At 57.9% G+C, this 17,846-nt stretch carries 16 protein-coding genes; all 16 read right to left on the reverse strand.

What is annotated here, in order from left to right:
- Positions 1 to 64: 64 nt before the first annotated feature.
- Complete coding sequence (locus ACIPZ8_RS16910; RefSeq protein ID WP_400725334.1) at positions 65 to 1,075, reverse strand: glycosyltransferase family 4 protein; 1,011 nt, start codon at positions 1,073 to 1,075, stop codon at positions 65 to 67.
- Entirely contained in the window at positions 1,072 to 2,034 is a 963-nt protein-coding gene (locus ACIPZ8_RS16915; RefSeq protein ID WP_400725337.1) for a UDP-glucose 4-epimerase family protein, read from the reverse strand. Before ACIPZ8_RS16915 ends, ACIPZ8_RS16910 begins: the two co-directional genes overlap by 4 nt.
- Before the next feature lie 45 nt (positions 2,035 to 2,079).
- Complete coding sequence (locus tag ACIPZ8_RS16920) at positions 2,080 to 3,219, reverse strand: glycosyltransferase family 4 protein (RefSeq protein ID WP_400725339.1); 1,140 nt, start codon at positions 3,217 to 3,219, stop codon at positions 2,080 to 2,082.
- Positions 3,220 to 3,236: 17 nt separating this feature from the next.
- Positions 3,237 to 4,190 carry an NAD-dependent epimerase/dehydratase family protein gene (locus ACIPZ8_RS16925; protein WP_400725341.1) on the reverse strand — a complete coding sequence of 318 codons (954 nt, stop codon included), beginning with the start codon at positions 4,188 to 4,190 and terminating at the stop codon, positions 3,237 to 3,239.
- 73 nt (positions 4,191 to 4,263) lie between these two features.
- Positions 4,264 to 5,328, reverse strand: coding sequence for an EpsG family protein (locus ACIPZ8_RS16930; protein WP_400725343.1), 1,065 nt, complete (start codon positions 5,326 to 5,328; stop codon positions 4,264 to 4,266).
- Positions 5,329 to 5,362: 34 nt separating this feature from the next.
- The gene (locus ACIPZ8_RS16935; protein WP_400725345.1) at positions 5,363 to 6,271 is read right to left on the reverse strand and encodes a glycosyltransferase; all 909 of its coding nucleotides are present in this window, start codon (positions 6,269 to 6,271) and stop codon (positions 5,363 to 5,365) included.
- Positions 6,271 to 7,581, reverse strand: a complete 1,311-nt coding sequence (locus tag ACIPZ8_RS16940; protein WP_400725347.1) for an O-antigen translocase — start codon at positions 7,579 to 7,581, stop codon at positions 6,271 to 6,273. Before ACIPZ8_RS16940 ends, ACIPZ8_RS16935 begins: the two co-directional genes overlap by 1 nt.
- Positions 7,562 to 8,698, reverse strand: coding sequence for a dTDP-4-amino-4,6-dideoxygalactose transaminase (gene rffA, locus ACIPZ8_RS16945; protein ID WP_400725349.1), 1,137 nt, complete (start codon positions 8,696 to 8,698; stop codon positions 7,562 to 7,564). Before rffA ends, ACIPZ8_RS16940 begins: the two co-directional genes overlap by 20 nt.
- Positions 8,695 to 9,258: an acyltransferase gene (locus ACIPZ8_RS16950; protein WP_400725352.1), complete on the reverse strand. Its 564-nt coding sequence runs from the start codon at positions 9,256 to 9,258 to the stop codon at positions 8,695 to 8,697. Before ACIPZ8_RS16950 ends, rffA begins: the two co-directional genes overlap by 4 nt.
- 72 nt (positions 9,259 to 9,330) lie before the next feature.
- Positions 9,331 to 10,377: a Wzz/FepE/Etk N-terminal domain-containing protein gene (locus ACIPZ8_RS16955; protein ID WP_400725355.1), complete on the reverse strand. Its 1,047-nt coding sequence runs from the start codon at positions 10,375 to 10,377 to the stop codon at positions 9,331 to 9,333.
- Positions 10,378 to 10,729: 352 nt separating this feature from the next.
- Positions 10,730 to 12,175 (reverse strand): MBL fold metallo-hydrolase, encoded by a 1,446-nt coding sequence (locus tag ACIPZ8_RS16960; protein ID WP_400725358.1) that lies wholly within the window; start codon positions 12,173 to 12,175, stop codon positions 10,730 to 10,732.
- Positions 12,176 to 12,277: 102 nt separating this feature from the next.
- Complete coding sequence (locus tag ACIPZ8_RS16965) at positions 12,278 to 12,541, reverse strand: lipopolysaccharide assembly protein LapA domain-containing protein (RefSeq protein ID WP_400725361.1); 264 nt, start codon at positions 12,539 to 12,541, stop codon at positions 12,278 to 12,280.
- A gap of 22 nt (positions 12,542 to 12,563) precedes the next feature.
- Positions 12,564 to 12,860, reverse strand: coding sequence for an integration host factor subunit beta (gene ihfB, locus ACIPZ8_RS16970; protein ID WP_012313292.1), 297 nt, complete (start codon positions 12,858 to 12,860; stop codon positions 12,564 to 12,566).
- A gap of 262 nt (positions 12,861 to 13,122) precedes the next feature.
- Positions 13,123 to 14,799 (reverse strand): 30S ribosomal protein S1, encoded by a 1,677-nt coding sequence (gene rpsA / locus ACIPZ8_RS16975; protein ID WP_012313291.1) that lies wholly within the window; start codon positions 14,797 to 14,799, stop codon positions 13,123 to 13,125.
- A 124-nt stretch (positions 14,800 to 14,923) separates the two neighbouring features.
- Positions 14,924 to 15,610: a (d)CMP kinase gene (gene cmk, locus ACIPZ8_RS16980; RefSeq protein ID WP_027918185.1), complete on the reverse strand. Its 687-nt coding sequence runs from the start codon at positions 15,608 to 15,610 to the stop codon at positions 14,924 to 14,926.
- Entirely contained in the window at positions 15,607 to 17,814 is a 2,208-nt protein-coding gene (locus tag ACIPZ8_RS16985) for a bifunctional prephenate dehydrogenase/3-phosphoshikimate 1-carboxyvinyltransferase (protein ID WP_400725655.1), read from the reverse strand. Before ACIPZ8_RS16985 ends, cmk begins: the two co-directional genes overlap by 4 nt.
- Between the last annotated feature and the right edge of the window lie 32 nt (positions 17,815 to 17,846).

The raw sequence follows: 17,846 nt of genomic DNA on the forward strand, positions 1-17,846 counted from the left end.
CCAACTGAACGTTCACGCTGTTTTCAGTTGAAAATAAAGCACGAAACAAGACGTGATGGGCCATTTATTCCTTTTGCCCCGCCTTGAAGCGGATCGCCAACCACAAGAGCGGCGCATAGGCGATCAACACGCCTAGCACTGCATCCAGCCCACCCAGAACGACCCATGCCGCCATGGGCAGGAGCCAGAACAGATTGATGGCGGCAATCGCCAGGCTCACCGGCCGATGCCGACCAAACTGGCGCGATGCATACTGATAACCATGACTGCGATGGGCCTCGTAGACCTTGTCTCCGCGTACCAGCCGGCGCACCAGGGTAAAGGTGGCATCCACGATGAAACAACCCATCAGGATAATCCAGCCCCACAGCAAGACAGGAGCGGCATTCATCGCGTGCAGCGACAAAAGCGCCAGTTGCAGACCGAGGAAACCGCTTCCGGCATCCCCCATGAAAATACGCGCCGGCGGGAAGTTCCAGCACAGAAACCCGAGTACCGCCAACGCCAGCAGGATGGGCGCCCAGATCAACTGCCCAAGGCCGCCGCCCAGATAAAGGAGGCAGGCCCCCACGCACACGGTGATGGCCTGCAGGCTCGCCAACCCATCGATACCATCCATGAAGTTATAGAGATTGAGCATCCACACCAGGTACAGGGCCGCGAGCAGGTAGCCCAGTACCGACAGGTCGTACGTGGTGCCGAACAGCACCAGCTGCGGCGCTGAACCAAGCCAGACCAGCCCCCACGCCGCAGCTGTGAAGTGGCCCAGCAGCCGCCATCTGGCGGCGATATGGCCATGATCATCCAGAAAGCCGATGACGGCCACGAGACCGCTGGCGCCAAGCGAGCCGATCAGCAGCTGCAACGACACCAGGCCCAGACCATAGGCCAGAGGCATGGCCAGTAGAAACGCTACAACAATTGCCACGCCTCCGCCACGCGGTGTAGGCACAGTGTGCGAGCTGCGCTGGTTGGGAATATCCATCACGCTGCGAGCAATGGCATAACGACGCAATGCTGCGGTGCCGACAAATGAGAGAAGCAGTACGCTGGCCAGCAGCATCCATTGGTTCATTTTTCTTTGTTTTCCAGATAGTGCTCAGCGGTTTTGCGCAGTGCTTGTTCAAATGTGACAGGAGGCGTCCAGCCCAGGCGATGGCAGGTCGGCGTGATGTCTACCTGCAAGGAACCACACAGGCGCTGGGACAATGCACGTCGGCCAAGCAGATTGGCACCCAGTACCAGCAGGGAGGCTGGTATCGGCAACAGGCGGGCTGCCTTGCCGAGGGCCCGCGCCATCTGGCGCAGCAGTTCGGTAGTGGAAACATCGTGCCCGTCACTGACCAGGAATACCTGGTTGGCGGCACCGGGATGCGTGCAGCAGGTGACAATCAGATCGACCAGATTATCCAGCGCCACCAGGCTGCGGCGGTTATTGATCGCGCCAAACGGCAACGGTACCTGCTTGTCCAGCCAGCGCATCATGTTATGGAAGTTGGCCTTAACACCAGGCCCATATACCAGCACCGGACGAATGATCGTGAGCTCCATGCCAGTCTCGACAGCCAGCTGGCGCAGTTGCTCCTCGGCCTCGCGCTTCGAGATGCCATAGGGATCCTGCGGAGCCGGCACATCCTCGGCATGATAAGGCCGACCTGGTTCCGTCCCTTCGCCATTGACCTTGATCGAACTGATGAACACGAACCGCCGCACACCTGCGGCTGCCGCTCGGCGTGCGAACGCCAGGGTGGCCTGCACGTTGACCTTGCGAAACTCCGCCAAGGGGTCGGCTGCGACCTCGTTCATGACATGTACCCGCGAAGCGCAATGGATGACAACATCGAACGGCCCGCCTTGCTTCGGCCATGCTGCCTCACTGCCCAGGTCATCAAAAAGATGAACCGACACTCCCACAGGCAGTGAAGCCGGCTGACGACGCAAAGCCGCCACAGCATCGACCCCCTCCATTGCCGCCATGCGTTCCAGCACGGCCTTGCCAACGAAACCGGAGCCTCCTGTCAACAGTACGCGCATCTTCCCTCCCCAGAATGTTCTTTGCCCTGCATCACGGAGTGCTCATCAGATGATCGATGCGATGAATGCATGCATTTCGTCCACCACTTCCTCTTTCGAGAAGTCCTTGCGAGCCCTGCCCAGGGCAGCCTGACCGAGCCTAGCACGAAGGGTTTCATCGCGATAAAGCGAGCCGAACGCCTGCTCGATGTCTTGAACATCGCCTGCTTCGTGGAAAATGCCGGTAACACCGTCCTCCACCGCATCGGTCAGGCCGTAAATTCTCGACACCATACTCGGCAAGCCGACAGCCGCAGCCTCGATGACAGCCTGGCCGAAGCCCTCGCGATAGCTGGGCATGCAGAAAACATCTGACATGGCCATGTAGCGCTCCGGGGTCCTGGTAAAGCCGACTCGATGGAAAGCACCACGCCGCGAATCAAGTAGCCCGGCAAGCTCTTGGTCAAGACCATCGTCATCAGGGCCGACCACCAGTAGATGGGCCTGCGGGCATGCCTCTGCCAATTGCGAGAATGCCTTGGCCAGATCGAGAATACCTTTCGCACGATTGACCCGCCCCAGGAACAGGTAGACCAGCGCGGATGCAGGAATGCCCATCTGCGCACGCAGTTGCTGCCGGCTCGATGGATCAGGGCGGAAGCGCTCTGTGTCGACGCCACTGATAGAGCCTTTGCCCAACACTCGAATCTTCGCTGCCTTGACGATACCCGAAGCAATCAGAAAGTCGCGCTGGGAGTAGCTATCCGTCAGCAGGTGAGTGGCCGCACCAGCCAGAAGACGATCCAGCAACATCAAGAAGCGCCTTCCCAGCCCCTGCCGGGTAGCCCACACCTGGCCGGTGAATATATGAACGCGGCAACGAGTACCCGACAGCAGGCCGGCCAACATGGCAATCAGCCCAGATTTTGGCATCAACGACAACACACAGTCGAAGCGCTGCCTGGTCAGGATCTGCCAAAGCACCCACAGCGAACGAATATCTTGAGCAAGCGAGATCTTGCGTTCGATCGCGTAGGGCAGGAAGCCGACATGCTCGCCCAACAACTCTTCCACATCCGCACGCACGCCAGGGCAGATCAGCGTGATCTCGTGGTTGGCCGAAAGCCGTCTTATGTGCTCGCGCATGAAGACGTGCAGGACCACTGGTACAGTCGCGACGATGGCTATTTTTTTCCGCGGTTGCATTGAAGCTTCCAGAAGACTCAAGAGGATTTCAGTACGGCTGCCAGCTGCACTGGCATGGGAGCAGGCGCGAAGCCCAGAACGCGAGCGGCGTGATCACTGGCATAGCACGTACGCCTGACCAATGCGTCAATGCGCTCCGCAGTCAGAGGTGATCGCCGGGCGGGAAGCAATCGAACGATCGCTCGCAGAAACTGCTCTGGCACCACCATCACTGGCGGCTTCACTCCATAGCACGCGGCAATCGCCTCGACCAGCTCTCGCTGGCCGCAGTCATTGGACAAGATGAACGTCTGGTTCATGGCCGCTTCCCGGCTCGAACAATTGAGCAATGCCTGCACCACGTCATCGACATGTACATAGGTCGCTACGGCATCCTGGCTACCAATGTAGAAGAACAGGCGGCGCCGTACAGCGTTGGCAAACTGGAAAAACGACTGATTGGGCATGCTTGCGGCAATCACGATCGATGGTCTGACAAGCGTGTAGGAAAGCCTGGGCTCGACGGCAGCAACAGCCAGCAACGATTCATCGGCCAGCGTCTTGGTTACCTCGTATTCCCCCACCGGTTGGGGATGGCAGCTTTCATCAACCAGCCGCACCTGGCTAGCCGCCTGCCCACCTGGCCCGTAGGCACCGACACTGCTCAACTGAACCCAATGCAACGTACGCCCGGTTCGCTGGATGCTCGCGCAAGCTGCTGCCAAAAGCGCACGGGTGCCCTCCACATGCAGCGGATACATCAATGCCTGGTTCTTCAGCTCCCCCGCACAGTGGTAAATGACTTCGAGGCCTTCGACGAAAGCGGCAAGGCTGTCCGGCCCCGCAGTCAGATCCCCTTTGCACACAAGGACGCCGGGAATATTCAATTCATCGCGACGGCTCAGCACCACGACCTGATCACCACGGGCCAGCAAGGCCTGGCACAACAACTTGCCAATGAATCCACTGGCGCCAGTAACGCCTACTCTCATGAATTTGCCTCGCGGGATGAAAACAAGGTTAACCTGCTGGCTGGCTTAACCAGCTAGTACAAATGCGCGTGAGTTAAGAAACATGCTCCCCAGATTCTGACAAGACCGGTTGACTCAGCCGGATCAGCATGCATCGACTCAGGTAGAGCACCTGGATGGGGTACAGCATCCAGGCATAAAGCCCGAAACGGTCATTATAGGCAAGGTCAAACGTCAGAATATGCACGATACCAAAATAACAGGACAGCTTGAATACGACAGCCGCGCGCTCATAATAAAACCCCAGCAACCTGAGCAGGCACAGCAATGCGATCGAAATGGAGGAAAATAGCCAGAAACTCCAACGAAAACCCGTCATGTAGTCGATATAACTGGTATCGCTGTAGTTGACGGAAAGCCCGAACGCCGCGAGCCGATCGAACACCAGCGTTGCGAGTATTTTGAACATGCTGAAGTAGGAGGACAATGATACACCTACCCAGATCAGCAATATCAACCACAATGGAATGCGTTGGCAGGTGCGCCTGAAAAACAACCAAGGAAGTAAAATTACCGTTGAACGATGGAACAACAGCGCCGTCACACCACCCAGCTGCGCTCTCAGGGGACGCTCTTCTACCAGCTTGGCCACGGCATAGAACACCAGCGCCATCCCCAACCCCTGGCGTATGACGTTGGCAGTCAGCGAGAGGAAAAATGGATAGACCAATATCAACGCGAACACCAACACGGTCATCGATGAACGCGGGCCGAAAACTCGCGAAGCCAGGTGATGGTAGCCCGCCGCAACGACCACCGGGACCAGAAAAAACAGTGCACGCGCGTCCAGCCCGAGCCATGCAAACGCCGAGGTCAGCCAGATAAAGCCCGGCTCAAAGGTAGCAAACGGGTTATCACCTCCCGCGCGGATGGTATCGAAGAAGTTGAGATATACCGCCGTATCCCCCTCGATATTTCCAGGGCGCTCGCTGATCCCCCACGCGGCGACCAACACCACTGCAGCCACCAACGCGAATTCGACAAGCAGCACAACACTGAAGGAATGCGTCTTGCGCAGCATGAATTTTGCGCAGGCGAACACCAACAACGACATCAGCATCATGAAGAAATAGTCGCTGTAAAGTGCCAGGTAAATCATTTGAATTCCTTCTCGACACCAGTCATCAGGTTGCTTAGCGGTTTTTCTGGGCGGGCCCGACCATCTTCCTGATGCGAGCTGTTTCAAGGAATTTGGCCGGCCGGAAATAGATGATGTTTTTCAGCAGAAACTTGAAATTCCTCATCGACAATGTCCGCGTAGAGCGCAACATGGCCAGCACAGTAATCAAGAAGTTGGCGTAAAGGTCGCTGCGCAACCACGGGTAAGCTGAAAAATATTGAAACAGATCTCCGAAGAATATGGTGTAGGATTTCTTTCGCCCATTAAGCGTAGACAGATAAGAGCCGTTCCCCGGATTACTACGGTACATCACCAAAGGTTTGTTGATGTAGACACCGCGCCCACCCCGGATAAGAGAGTCCATCGCAAAGAACCACTCCATGAACTCACGCTCGATCTTTGCTTGACGCGATGATCGGCGATATGCATAGGAACTGTGTACACAGGTGGCACCCCAGCGGGCGAGCTGGCGCAAATCAAAAAACGTATGGTAGGGCGCTTGATCTCCGGGGTAGACCGTCATCGACTGGTAACTGCGGTCATCCGAAAAATAAATGGCCTTATGGAAGACGATATTGACATCCGGATTCGCCACGAACAGATCATATTGTTCCTGCAGCTTGCCTGGCATCATCACGTCATCACCATCGAAATGGAAGACGATATCGCCCTTGGCCATGGCATGCACACCGTGATAATTGAGTGCGGCACCAACGTTCTTGTCTCGCAGCATCAAGGTCAGGCGATCAGGGTGCGCTTCGGCATAGCGGCGGATAACTGCCTGGGTATTGTCCGGCGAGCAATCGTCCGACACGATCACTTCACAAGGGAAGTTGATGTCCTGCCCAAGGATGCTGTCCAGGCACTCTTCAATGTAGTTTTCCTGGTTGTAGCATGAAACGACGACAGTCGCTGTCAACATCACACGGTCCTTCTGGAGTAGAAATAGAAACCAATCACGGAGGTCAGGAAGTAAATGACATTCATGGCCACATGCGCCATGAACACACCCTGCAGCCCCCAACCACGGTGCAAGGCCAGGACACTGAACAGACAGAACAACACGCCCTGGCCAATCTCCAGTACCACATACAGTCGAGTGGCCGCCTTCGCCACCACGACGAAGCCAATGACATATGTAGCAATACGAAGGAAATCGCCGATCAGCTGGTACTGTATGAAGTCTGTCAGCCCGGAAAATTCTTGAGATAGCAGCAGCGGAATAAAATACTCGCGCAACAGGTAGAACACCGAGGCTCCCGCCAAGAAAAGCCCCATTACCAACATCATGAATTTACGCACGGTGCCTGCAATCCGCGCACGGTCTTGCTGAGCCGACACGATCGGCATGAAGTAGGCCGCCAGGAACACAACGAAAAAGCCCATGTAGGCACTGGAAAGCTTGATCGAGGCCTGCCACAACCCCGCTGCTTCGAGCCCGACCGTCCCGGTCAGCAACTGCCGAACAACAATTTCAACAAGCGGAACGCTAATCGAGCCGACGATAGCCATCAGGGTAAAGCCCCCTAGCCTGCTCAGCCTTTGCCAACTGAACTTCTGCCAGCGCACGCTGCGACGAAGCCGGGATCGCCCATGAAAATAGAGCGCAGGAAGACTGTACGATAGGTAGAAGGTGACCATCGCCAGCGCCGCGCCAGCCAGCCCATGATGACTGATAAGCCACCAGGCAATCGGCAAGGTGAACAGGTTGCCGATGATTTGGATGGCTGCGTAGACCTTGGTCTGATGCAAGCCATTTGCCGCACCATTTACAATGTTGCTGAATGCAAATCCGAACTGGGCCAACCCCAGCACGATGACCAACCAGCCATAGCCGCCTTCGCCCATGAGAAAGTGGGCCAATGGAACATTAAAAGCCAAGGCAGCAATCAGAATCAGCACGCAAAAGCCCAGCGAGTATGCCCTGGCATCGGCGAGAAAACGTAGCAACGCCCTCGGCCGAGCCTTGTACTCGGCCACATACTTGATGATACCGTTCTGAATCCCGCCACCTGCCAGCAACGACAGGAAGAGCACAGCACTCATGAAGTTGCCGAGCCGCCCCATCCCCTCGACGCCCAGATAGACTGCGACCAGTTTTAGCAGCAGGAAGCCAACGGCGATCTTGGATAAGTGGGCCGAAGTCGTCAAAGCGGCGCTCAACAACAGCCCACTGCGTCCTTTTCTTCTTTCGGCCACACCACCGTTCGCGTTATCGGACGTCGATTGCATCGATCACCGCTTGAATTACCTGATCGACATCCTGCTGGGTCATGGCCAACCACAATGGCAGGCGGAACAGACGCTCGCTTTCCCGACTGGTGTGCACATCCTCACCGTGCAGCCGCCCTAACTCACGACCGGCCGGGGCCGAGTGCAGCGGAATATAGTGGAACACGGCACCGATGCCATTGCCCCGCAAGGTTTCCAGAACGTGCGTACGTTGTTCGAGCCCCGACACTTTGAGGTAGAACATGTGGCCGTTGGCCACACAATCGACAGGAACTTGCGGCAAATCGATCAAGCCACGATCAGCAAGTGGCTTCAGCGCCTTGTAGTAGCGGTTCCAGATGGACAAGCGGGCGTGATTGATCTCTTGCGCTTTCTCCAACTGGCCGTAAAGGTAGGCCGCCTGCAGCTCGCTAGGCAGATAGCTGCTGCCAACGTCGATCCAAGTGTATTTATCCACCATCCCGCGGAAGAACTGCGAGCGATTGGTACCTTTTTCACGAATAATTTCAGCGCGGTTGACAAATTGCTGGTCATTGATCAACAGCAGGCCACCTTCGCCACCACTGGTGTAGTTCTTGGTCTCATGGAAGCTGAATGCGCCCATGTGACCGATCGTACCCAACGGTTTGCCCTTGTAGGTCGACATCATTCCTTGGGCAGCATCTTCCACCACGAACAACCCATGGCGCTCGGCAATTGCCATGATGGTATCCATCTCACAGGCGACACCGGCGTAATGAACTGGAACGATGGCCCGGGTCCGTTCGGTGACGGCGGCCTCGATCAGGTTCTCATCGATATTCATGGTATCAGGACGTACATCGACGAAAACGATGGTCGCACCACGCAGGACGAACGCGTTCGCTGTACTGACGAACGTGTAGCTTGGCATGATCACTTCATCGCCTGGCTTGATATCCAACAGAATGGCAGCCATCTCCAACGCCTGGGTGCAAGATGGCGTCAGTAGCGTCTTGATACAAGAGAAGCGGTCTTCGAACCACTGCTGGCAGCGATAGCCATAGGCACCATCACCGGAAATCTTGTCACTGCGCATAGCAGCCAGCACGTGAGCATCTTCATTACCCGTATAGGGCGGTTTGTTGAATGGGATCATTTTTCAAACTCTTCGAGGAACTGTTTTTCCAGGCTCAGTAAATCACGGCTGCGTTCCTTCAGCCGCACGGCTGGCGCGCCTGCATAGATGCCCCATGCCTGAGTCGAGCGGGTTACCAGAGCCATGGCCCCGATAGCACAACCCTCCGCTACATCCACACCTGGCATGATGACCGCGCCAGCGCCAACAATGACCTGCCGATGCAGGTGCACCGCTGCGAATTTTTCGTTCTTGAAACGCTTGGGAATATTGGAGTTCACCAGCGTTTCACCACTGTAATCGTCCGACTGGGAAAACACCTTGACGCCATATGCCAAGGTGCAGAAATCGTCCAGTATGATGCCTGGAACGCCGCCCGCCACCAGGCACATCGGCGTGACATGAATGAAACGGCCAAAGCGGATGTTGCCGGAGACGACGCAAAAGTCGTCGATCCTGACATGATCCCCCAGCTCCATCTGCTCTGGGTTGTAGATGGCCGCCTTGTCGCTGATCCTTACGTTCTTGCCCAGCTTCTTGAAGCCCATGGCCAGAAGCTGTTCCTCACTGAGGTAGGCCATTCAATTCTATCCCTTCGACTAATAACGTGCCCGCACCAGGGCGCGGACCTCAACCCAACCAACGCACCCTCGTCACTCCCCGGCGTCTTTGAGCAGCTTGCGCGCAAAGACAAGAACCAACCCCACCAACACGCCAAGCAGTACTGCCGCCAATAGAATCAGGACGACCTGGGGTTTGGCTGGACGATCTGGAAGCGTGACTTCCCCGTCCAGTTGGTAGACCTCCACTGCGGAGCGGTCGATACTCAGCTTGCGATAGAAGGTCAGATCAGCCTGCTTCTGGCGCAGTCCGGGAATGTAAGGGTCGTCGCTGACCCGCCCCTCGAGCGTGGCGATCTCAGCCTCGAGCGCCTTGCTGCCGCGCATGTAAGCCAAACCACCACTGATCTCCGAGGATAACTCCGATGCCAGGCTTGCGGAAATGAAAGGTGGCTTTTCCAGGCCAACGGCCCGGGCAATCTGAAGGGCTTCCTTCAGTTGAATAATTTTGTCTTCACGCTGCCTGCGCGCACTGTCCCTGTCGATTCCGATTTGCTGCTCCAGGCCGCTCGCCTTGACCTCGGCGTCGCTGCGAACATCGTCAATCAGTTGGCGGGCGGCCTGCGCTGCGGCAAGGTTCGAGTAGAGCTGAACCCAATAGACAGCCGTTTGAGGCTGGTACGCCAACAAGGTGATGCTGGCGCGCGCGGAAAGACTGGCATCTGCACTCTCTATACGCACGTCATTGCTGAACTGCCTGTACGTAAGATCACTGCCGACTTCACGACCCTCCGCCTTCATGGCGGGCACGTAGACATCTTCAAAGAACTTGCGACGAATGGACTCTGACTGCAAATTACGCAGGTAGACGGCGTATACGTCTTTTGTTTCCAGCAGCTTCAGGCCGCTTTTGTCACCACGACCGATATTCAGAGCAGCGATATCTTCCTGCGAAGGGGCGCGCACTGTGGCCTTGACCTCATATTGTGGCGCCTTGATATAAACATAAACGGCAGCAACCAATAGAAATATCAAGGCAATGGAAAGAATCAAAAAACGGCCTTTCCATAATTCGCGAACCAACTCGGACAAATCTACTTCGTCATTATTGCTTTTCAAGCGTACTTGATCTGTTGACATGTACTCTACTGATCCTTGAGTTCGTCGACGCGCATTAGCAAACCATGGAATTCCACAACAGGCAGAGGCGAATCCTCTAAACAGCAGTGCATTCCAACCAGCTGACCCCGAACGTTCAGCCTGAGGCTCAACGCCGCGACATTTTAGCCACTAATCTGCCAGCACGGCATACCGAAGCCACATTTTGAATCAGATGAGCATCCACCGAACAAGTTCCCATCCGAATGCTGAGAATCAATATCAGTTATCCCACCTAACCCGCTGCGCAGCATGAGCCACCTGTTAATGCGCTGCAAGAGGCGCTTACGATAACTTCAGATATCAGACCAGTCCGTTAGCCTACTAACTATACTCAGGGAATTTCGACCTTCAACCTGACACCTAGCGCTCGCGCTCTAGCACGCAGCGTGGAGGCGAGTGCATCTTTCGCCTGCCGCTCACCATGCACAAGTAAAATCCTAGGCGTGGAGCCGTCGCCGCCCATCGCAAAATCAATCAGGCCCTTTTGGTCTGCATGGGCTGAGTAACCTGGGGCTGACAGTACCTTCAGGCGAACTTCAAACATGCACCCATCCAGATCCAGCTGTACAAGCCCTTGCGCACCCTCGCTCGCCTGTATCACTGCCCCCGGCGTCCCCTTCGCCTGGTACCCGACGAACACTACCTCGTGCCGAGGATCACCCAGCATCGCCTTGAGGTAGTTGACGATCCGTCCACCCGAACACATACCGTTACCGGCAATTACGATCGCCGGTCGCCCGGTGCTCTTGAGATAGTTGACTACCTTCTGATGCTTTGCATGGGTGTCCACGCACACCAGCTGAGCAAACCCAAACGGCGCCCTGCCCTCGCTCAGGCGCTTCTGGGCCTCACAATTCCAGTATTCATGCAGTTCGCGATAGGCCTGCGTGATTTGCTGGGCCAGCGGTGAGTCGAGAATGACCGGCAACCGCGACCAGTCGATCGCCTGCAAGGGATCATGACAAGAAGCCTGAGGAGCTTCTTTGACCAGCGACTTGCGATAGAGGATATCTTCGATTTCGTATAGCAGCTCCTGGGTACGCCCCAGACTGAACGCCGGTATCAGGATAGTGCCGTTATCTGCCAGCGCCCGATCAATCACTGCCTCCAGACGCTGCTGACGGTCGCTGCGACCTGAATGCAGCCGGTCACCGTAAGTGCTCTCCAGCACCAGGATATCGGCCCGCTCTGGCGGCCGAACAGGTCGCAGCAACGGATTACCTGGCGCCCCTAGGTCGCCCGAAAACACGATACGTGAACTGGCTTCAGCACCCTCGACGCGCACATCGCACTCCACATACGCGGAGCCAAGCAGATGGCCAGCACGCTGCAGGCGAATGGAACAGGCAGCATCGCCCCGCTCGAGAACACAATGCCACTGCTCATAGGGAAGCGGAACGATGAGACGCTGCAACAGTGCCAGGTAGCGGTCGACCTGGACTGGATCAGCACTGATACCCAGTTTGTAGGCATCCTCCAGCACCAGCGGCAAGAGCCTGGCCGAAGGCTCGCTACAGAGGATGGGCCCACGGAAACCGGCGGCCAGCAGTGCCGGGATTCGACCGACATGGTCAATATGGACATGGGTAATGACGAGCGCCTGGATACCGCCGATATCAAAGCCGATAGGCGCAAACTCCGCGCCTGTAGAGACCTCGCACCCTTGCTCGAGACCACAATCGATCAACAAGCTGGTAGTTGGGTCGAGATGAAGCTGATGGCATGAACCGGTTACGCTCCGGGTGCCACCATGATGGGAAAAGGCGGGAAATTCCATACTGCTGCACACTCGCCAAGGCCGAAAATGAAGCGCCTATTACTTCATTTCGGCGTGCGCACGCATAGGTGAGACACTCCTACATATATGTAGGAGTATTCATCAGCTTCCGCTCAGTGCCGCTTGACGTGCCGATGCGCGAATCTTGCGCTTGCTGCGTTGCACACCGTAGGCCCCCAGCAGCGGCCCAACCGCCAGGCCAACGACCAAGGCAGCCAGCACGGGCACAGCGACCGGCATGGCTGGAGCTGACCAGCCAAACAATACCAGTGCCACTGCCTGCTGGTTCTCCAATACGAAGAACAGCACCACAGCCGCCAACAGCAGCACGAACAACGCCGCCAAGGCGCGCTTGAGATTACGCATCAGATAGCTCCTTCTTCAAAGCTCAAGGGTGCTCATGCTCTTCTTCATTGACCCGGTCGCGCAGCTCTTTGCCCGGCTTGAAATGCGGCACGAACTTGCCTTCGAGCTCGACTGACTGGCCGGTCTTGGGATTGCGACCGACTCGCGGTGCGCGATAGTGCAAGGAAAAACTGCCAAAACCACGGATCTCGATGCGATCGCCAGTGGCCAGGCATTGGGACATCTGTTCAAGCATTGTCTTGATGGCCAGCTCCACGTCTTTGGACGAGAGCAGCCCCTGATGGGTGACAATACGTTCGATCAGCTCCGACTTCGTCATATTTTTCCCTTCGTTATCAAGCAGCTAGATCATTGCTTAATCAGTTTGTAGCACGCTCGGAGGGATTTGAACAGGGCGGTTCTTGACTTAATAAAAAAATTCAAGATTGGAGTGTTAGGAAATAAGCCCCTTGGGACAAGACTTTCCTCACCCCCATCATGGACAAGCCAGCACCTACAGGGGCCGCGCAAGTCCTGGATAGAAATCCGGGCATAAAAAAGGGTGGCCCGAAGGCCACCCCTTTTTACCGATCAAACAGAACTCAGTTCTGCTTGGCCATTGCTTCGCGCAGCAGCGCAGCCATGGTGGTATCGGCAGCCGCTTCCGGAGCGTTTTTCAGGCTCTGGATGGCTTCACGCTCTTCAGCGTCGTCTTTCGACTTGATCGACAGGCTGATGACGCGCGATTTGCGGTCAACGCTGATGATCTTGGCTTCGATCTCTTCGCCTTCTTTCAGGACGTTACGCGCGTCTTCAACGCGGTCACGGCTGATTTCGGAAGCTTTCAGAGTGGCTTCGATGTCGTCGGCCAGGGTGACGATGGCGCCTTTGGCGTCAACTTCTTTCACGATGCCCTTGACGATAGCGCCCTTGTCGTTGACAGCAACGAAGTTGGAGAACGGATCGTCTTCCAGCTGCTTGATGCCCAGGGAGATGCGCTCGCGCTCTGGGTCAACCGACAGGATGACGGTTTCCAGCTCGTCGCCCTTCTTGAAACGACGTACGGCTTCTTCGCCGGTTTCGTTCCAGGAGATGTCGGACAGGTGAACCAGGCCGTCGATGCCGCCGTCCAGACCGATGAAGATACCGAAGTCGGTGATCGACTTGATGGTACCGGTGATCTTGTCACCCTTGTTGAACTGGCCGGAGAAGTCTTCCCATGGGTTGGACTTGCACTGCTTGATGCCCAGGGAGATACGACGACGCTCTTCGTCGATGTCCAGAACCATGACTTCCACTTCGTCGCCAACCTGAACGACTTTCGACGGGTGGATGTTCTTGTTGGTCCAGTCCATTTCGGAAACGTGTACCAGACCTTCAACGCCTTCTTCCAGCTCAGCGAAGCAGCCGTAGTCGGTCAGGTTGGTAACGCGAGCCTGTACACGGGTACCTTCTGGGTAACGTGCAGTGATAGCGACCCACGGATCTTCGCCCATCTGCTTCAGACCCAGGGAAACGCGGTTGCGCTCACGGTCGAACTTCAGAACGCGTACGTCGACTTCGTCGCCAACGTTAACGATTTCCGATGGGTGCTTGATGCGCTTCCAGGCCATGTCGGTGATGTGCAGCAGGCCGTCGATACCGCCCAGGTCCACGAATGCGCCGTAGTCGGTGAGGTTCTTGACGATACCTTTGACTTGCTGGCCTTCCTGCAGGGTTTCCAGCAGGGCTTCGCGCTCGGCGGAGTTCTCGGCTTCCAGCACGCTGCGACGGGAAACGACAACGTTGTTGCGCTTCTGGTCCAGCTTGATGACCTTGAATTCCAGCTCTTTGCCTTCCAGGTGGGTGGTGTCGCGCACTGGGCGGACATCAACCAGGGAGCCCGGCAGGAACGCACGGATGCCGTTAACGTCGACAGTGAAGCCGCCCTTAACCTTACCGTTGATAACGCCCTTGACCACTTCTTCGGCGGCGAAAGCTGCTTCCAGAACAATCCAGCACTCGGCGCGCTTGGCTTTTTCACGGGACAGTTTGGTTTCGCCAAAGCCGTCTTCGACCGCGTCCAGCGCAACGTGAACTTCGTCACCGACCTTGATGGTCAGCTCGCCAGCTTCGTTGTAGAACTGCTCGAGCGGGATGACGCCCTCGGACTTCAGGCCAGCGTGTACGGTAACCCAGTCGCCGTCGATGTCGACAACGATACCGGAGATGATGGCACCCGGCTGAAGATTGAGGGTTTTCAGGCTTTCTTCAAAGAGTTCTGCAAAGCTTTCGCTCATTTTAATTCCTGTAGATTCGGGCGAAACAGACGCCCCTCGCCACATTCCAGACAATGTGGGTTTGTTTTAAGTAAAGGAAAGCCGGCAGGACGTTGACTGGTGCCCCTGCCTGCTCTCCTGGCTATCAGACCAAGTCGCGCTGGGCGAGCTCGCTCCTGATACGTTGCAGCACCTGCTCGATGGACAACTCGGTAGAGTCCAGCTGAATGGCATCGGCCGCTGGTTTCAGCGGGGCCACTGCACGCTGGGTGTCACGCTCATCACGCGCACGAATCTCATCTAGCAGACTCGACAGACTAACATCTTCACCCTTGCCCTTCAACTGCAGGTAGCGGCGGCGGGCACGCTCTTCGGCGCTGGCGGTGAGGAAGACCTTCAACGGCGCGTCCGGGAACACCACGGTACCCATGTCGCGACCGTCGGCAATCAGCCCTGGCGCTTCGCGGAAAGCGCGCTGACGCTGCAGCAGCGCTTCACGCACCGCCGGCAGCGAGGCAACCATCGAGGCTCCGGCACCGACCGTCTCGGTACGGATGACGTTACTGACGTCCTCGCCTTCGAGAATGATTTGCTGAAGCTTACCCGGCTCGGCGGCGATGAACTGCACATCCAGATGGGCGGCCAGGGCCTTGAGCAGCTCTTCGTTGGTCAGGTCGACGCCATGATTGCTGGCATTGAACGCCAGCAAGCGGTACAGCGCGCCGGAGTCCAGCAGCTTCCAGCCCAGCTCGCGAGCGAGGATGCCGGCAACGGTGCCCTTGCCCGAGCCGCTCGGGCCGTCGATGGTGATGACCGGCGCTTGCGAATTCACGACTTGCCCTCTTCGGCGACGCGAATACCGACATCGGCGCACAGCTTGAGGAAGTTCGGGAACGAGGTGGCGACGTTGGCGCAGTCATGGATGCGAATCGGCGCATTGGCACGCAGCGAAGCAACGCTGAAGGCCATGGCGATACGGTGGTCCCCGTGACCGTGCACTTCGCCGCCGCCGATCTGCCCGCCATCAATGATGATGCCGTCCGGGGTCGGCTCGCATTTGATGCCCAGGGTAATCAGGCCGTCGGCCATGACCTGGATGCGGTCGGACTCCTTGACCCGCAGCTCTTCGGCGCCACGCAGCACGGTACGCCCTTCGGCGCAGGCGGCGGCCACGAACAGCACCGGGAATTCGTCGATCGCCAGTGGCACCAGCGCTTCAGGGATGTCGATACCCTTGAGCTTGGCACCCCGTACGCGCAGGTCGGCCACAGGCTCGCCGCCGACTTCACGCTGGTTCTCCAGGGTGATGTCACCGCCCATCAGGCGCAGGATGTCGATCACGCCAGTACGGGTCGGGTTGATGCCGACGTGCTCGAGCACCAGCTCGGAGCCTTCGGCGATCGATGCGGCCACCAGGAAGAAGGCTGCAGACGAGATGTCTGCCGGCACTTCGATACGGGTGGCGGTGAGCTTGCCGCCGGACTGCAGCGAGGCGACCGGGCCATTGCTTTCGACCGAGTAGCCGAAGCCGCGCAGCATGCGCTCGGTGTGGTCACGGGTCGGTGCCGGCTCGGTGACGGTGGTCTTGCCTTCGGCGTACAGGCCCGCCAGCAGCAGGCAGGATTTGACCTGGGCACTGGCCATCGGCAGCGTGTAGGTCAGCGCTTTCAGCTTGCTGCCACCACGGATGGTCAGCGGCGGACGGCCGTCCGGCCCCGTCTCGACCACGGCGCCCATCTCGCGCAGCGGGTTGGCCACGCGGTTCATCGGGCGCTTGGACAGCGAAGCGTCGCCGGTCATGGTGACATCGAACGGCTGACCGGCCAGCAGGCCGGAAAGCAGGCGCATCGAGGTACCGGAGTTGCCGACGTACAGTGGGCCGGGTGGCGGCTTGAGGCCGTGCAGGCCGACGCCATGGATGGTCACGCGACCATGGTTCGGGCCTTCGATGACCACACCCATGTCGCGGAATGCCTGCAGGGTCGCCAGGGCGTCCTCGCCTTCGAGGAAACCTTCGACTTCGGTCGTGCCTTCGGCCAGCGAGCCGAGCATGATCGAACGGTGGGAAATCGACTTGTCGCCCGGTACGCGGATTCGCCCGGTCAGGCGGCCACCCGGTTGGGCCAGGAAAATCAGATCGTTGGCGTTCATAGCGTCCACATAGGCCCGGCGGGCCAGGATTTTACTGAAATGCTCGCGGGCAACGCGTGCACGGGTGAAAACACCCAGCAGCTGGTGCCCGTCCCCAGCATCAACCGCGTCGCGCAAGGCGTCGAGGTCGCTGCGAAATGTGTCCAGGGTGCGCAGGACAGCCTCGCGGTTGGCGAGGAAGATGTCGTGCCACATGGTCGGGTCGCTACCGGCGATTCGCGTGAAATCGCGGAAACCTCCCGCAGCGTACCGGAAGATGTCGAGGTTTTCATTGCGCTTGGCAAGCGAATCGACCAAGCCAAAGGCCAGCAGGTGCGGCAGGTGGCTGGTGGCTGCCAGTACTTCGTCGTGGCGCTCCACCGGCATGTGCTCGACATCGGCACCCAGCGCGCGCCACAGGCGATCGACCAAAGCCAGGGCGGCGGGGTCGGTCTCTTCCAGCGGCGTGAGGATGACCTTGTGCCGACGGAACAGGGTGGCGTTGGAGGCCTCTACTCCGCTCTGCTCGGAACCGGCGATCGGGTGGCCGGGCACGAAGCGTGGCAGGCGCTCACCGAAGACGGCGCGCGCCTCACGCACGACGTTACCCTTCGCACTGCCGACGTCGGTGATGATCGCGTCGCCAAGGTCGAGCTGGGCCAGGCGGGCCAGAACCTTTTCCATGGCCAGGATCGGCACGGCAAGCTGGATGACATCGGCGCCGATGCAGGCAGCGGCGAGATCGGCTTCGCAGCGGTCGACAACGCCCAGCTCCACGGCCAGCTTGCGCGATGGGGCATCCAGATCGACACCGACCACTTCGCGGCACAGGCCGCTTTCACGCAGGCCCTTGGCGAAGGAGCCGCCGATCAGGCCGAGGCCGACCACGACCAGGCGATTGATGATTGGCGCGGGTTTGGTTTTTGCTGCATTTACCA

Source organism: Pseudomonas sp. NPDC089422, assembly GCF_044749405.1.
GTDB lineage: Bacteria > Pseudomonadota > Gammaproteobacteria > Pseudomonadales > Pseudomonadaceae > Aquipseudomonas.

Coding starts and splice junctions, on each gene's coding strand:
- ACIPZ8_RS16935 (WP_400725345.1), bottom strand. CDS start 6,271: ATGTTGACAGCGACTGTCGTCGTTTCATGCTACAACCAGGAAAACTAC.
- ACIPZ8_RS16960 (WP_400725358.1), bottom strand. CDS start 12,175: ATGGAATTTCCCGCCTTTTCCCATCATGGTGGCACCCGGAGCGTAACC.
- ACIPZ8_RS16930 (WP_400725343.1), bottom strand. CDS start 5,328: ATGATTTACCTGGCACTTTACAGCGACTATTTCTTCATGATGCTGATG.
- ACIPZ8_RS16920 (WP_400725339.1), bottom strand. CDS start 3,219: ATGCAACCGCGGAAAAAAATAGCCATCGTCGCGACTGTACCAGTGGTC.
- ACIPZ8_RS16915 (WP_400725337.1), bottom strand. CDS start 2,034: ATGCGCGTACTGTTGACAGGAGGCTCCGGTTTCGTTGGCAAGGCCGTG.
- ACIPZ8_RS16950 (WP_400725352.1), bottom strand. CDS start 9,258: ATGGCCTACCTCAGTGAGGAACAGCTTCTGGCCATGGGCTTCAAGAAG.
- ihfB (WP_012313292.1), bottom strand. CDS start 12,860: ATGACGAAGTCGGAGCTGATCGAACGTATTGTCACCCATCAGGGGCTG.
- ACIPZ8_RS16965 (WP_400725361.1), bottom strand. CDS start 12,541: ATGCGTAATCTCAAGCGCGCCTTGGCGGCGTTGTTCGTGCTGCTGTTG.
- rpsA (WP_012313291.1), bottom strand. CDS start 14,799: ATGAGCGAAAGCTTTGCAGAACTCTTTGAAGAAAGCCTGAAAACCCTC.
- rffA (WP_400725349.1), bottom strand. CDS start 8,698: ATGATCCCATTCAACAAACCGCCCTATACGGGTAATGAAGATGCTCAC.
- ACIPZ8_RS16910 (WP_400725334.1), bottom strand. CDS start 1,075: ATGAACCAATGGATGCTGCTGGCCAGCGTACTGCTTCTCTCATTTGTC.
- ACIPZ8_RS16925 (WP_400725341.1), bottom strand. CDS start 4,190: ATGAGAGTAGGCGTTACTGGCGCCAGTGGATTCATTGGCAAGTTGTTG.
- ACIPZ8_RS16955 (WP_400725355.1), bottom strand. CDS start 10,377: ATGTCAACAGATCAAGTACGCTTGAAAAGCAATAATGACGAAGTAGAT.
- ACIPZ8_RS16940 (WP_400725347.1), bottom strand. CDS start 7,581: ATGCAATCGACGTCCGATAACGCGAACGGTGGTGTGGCCGAAAGAAGA.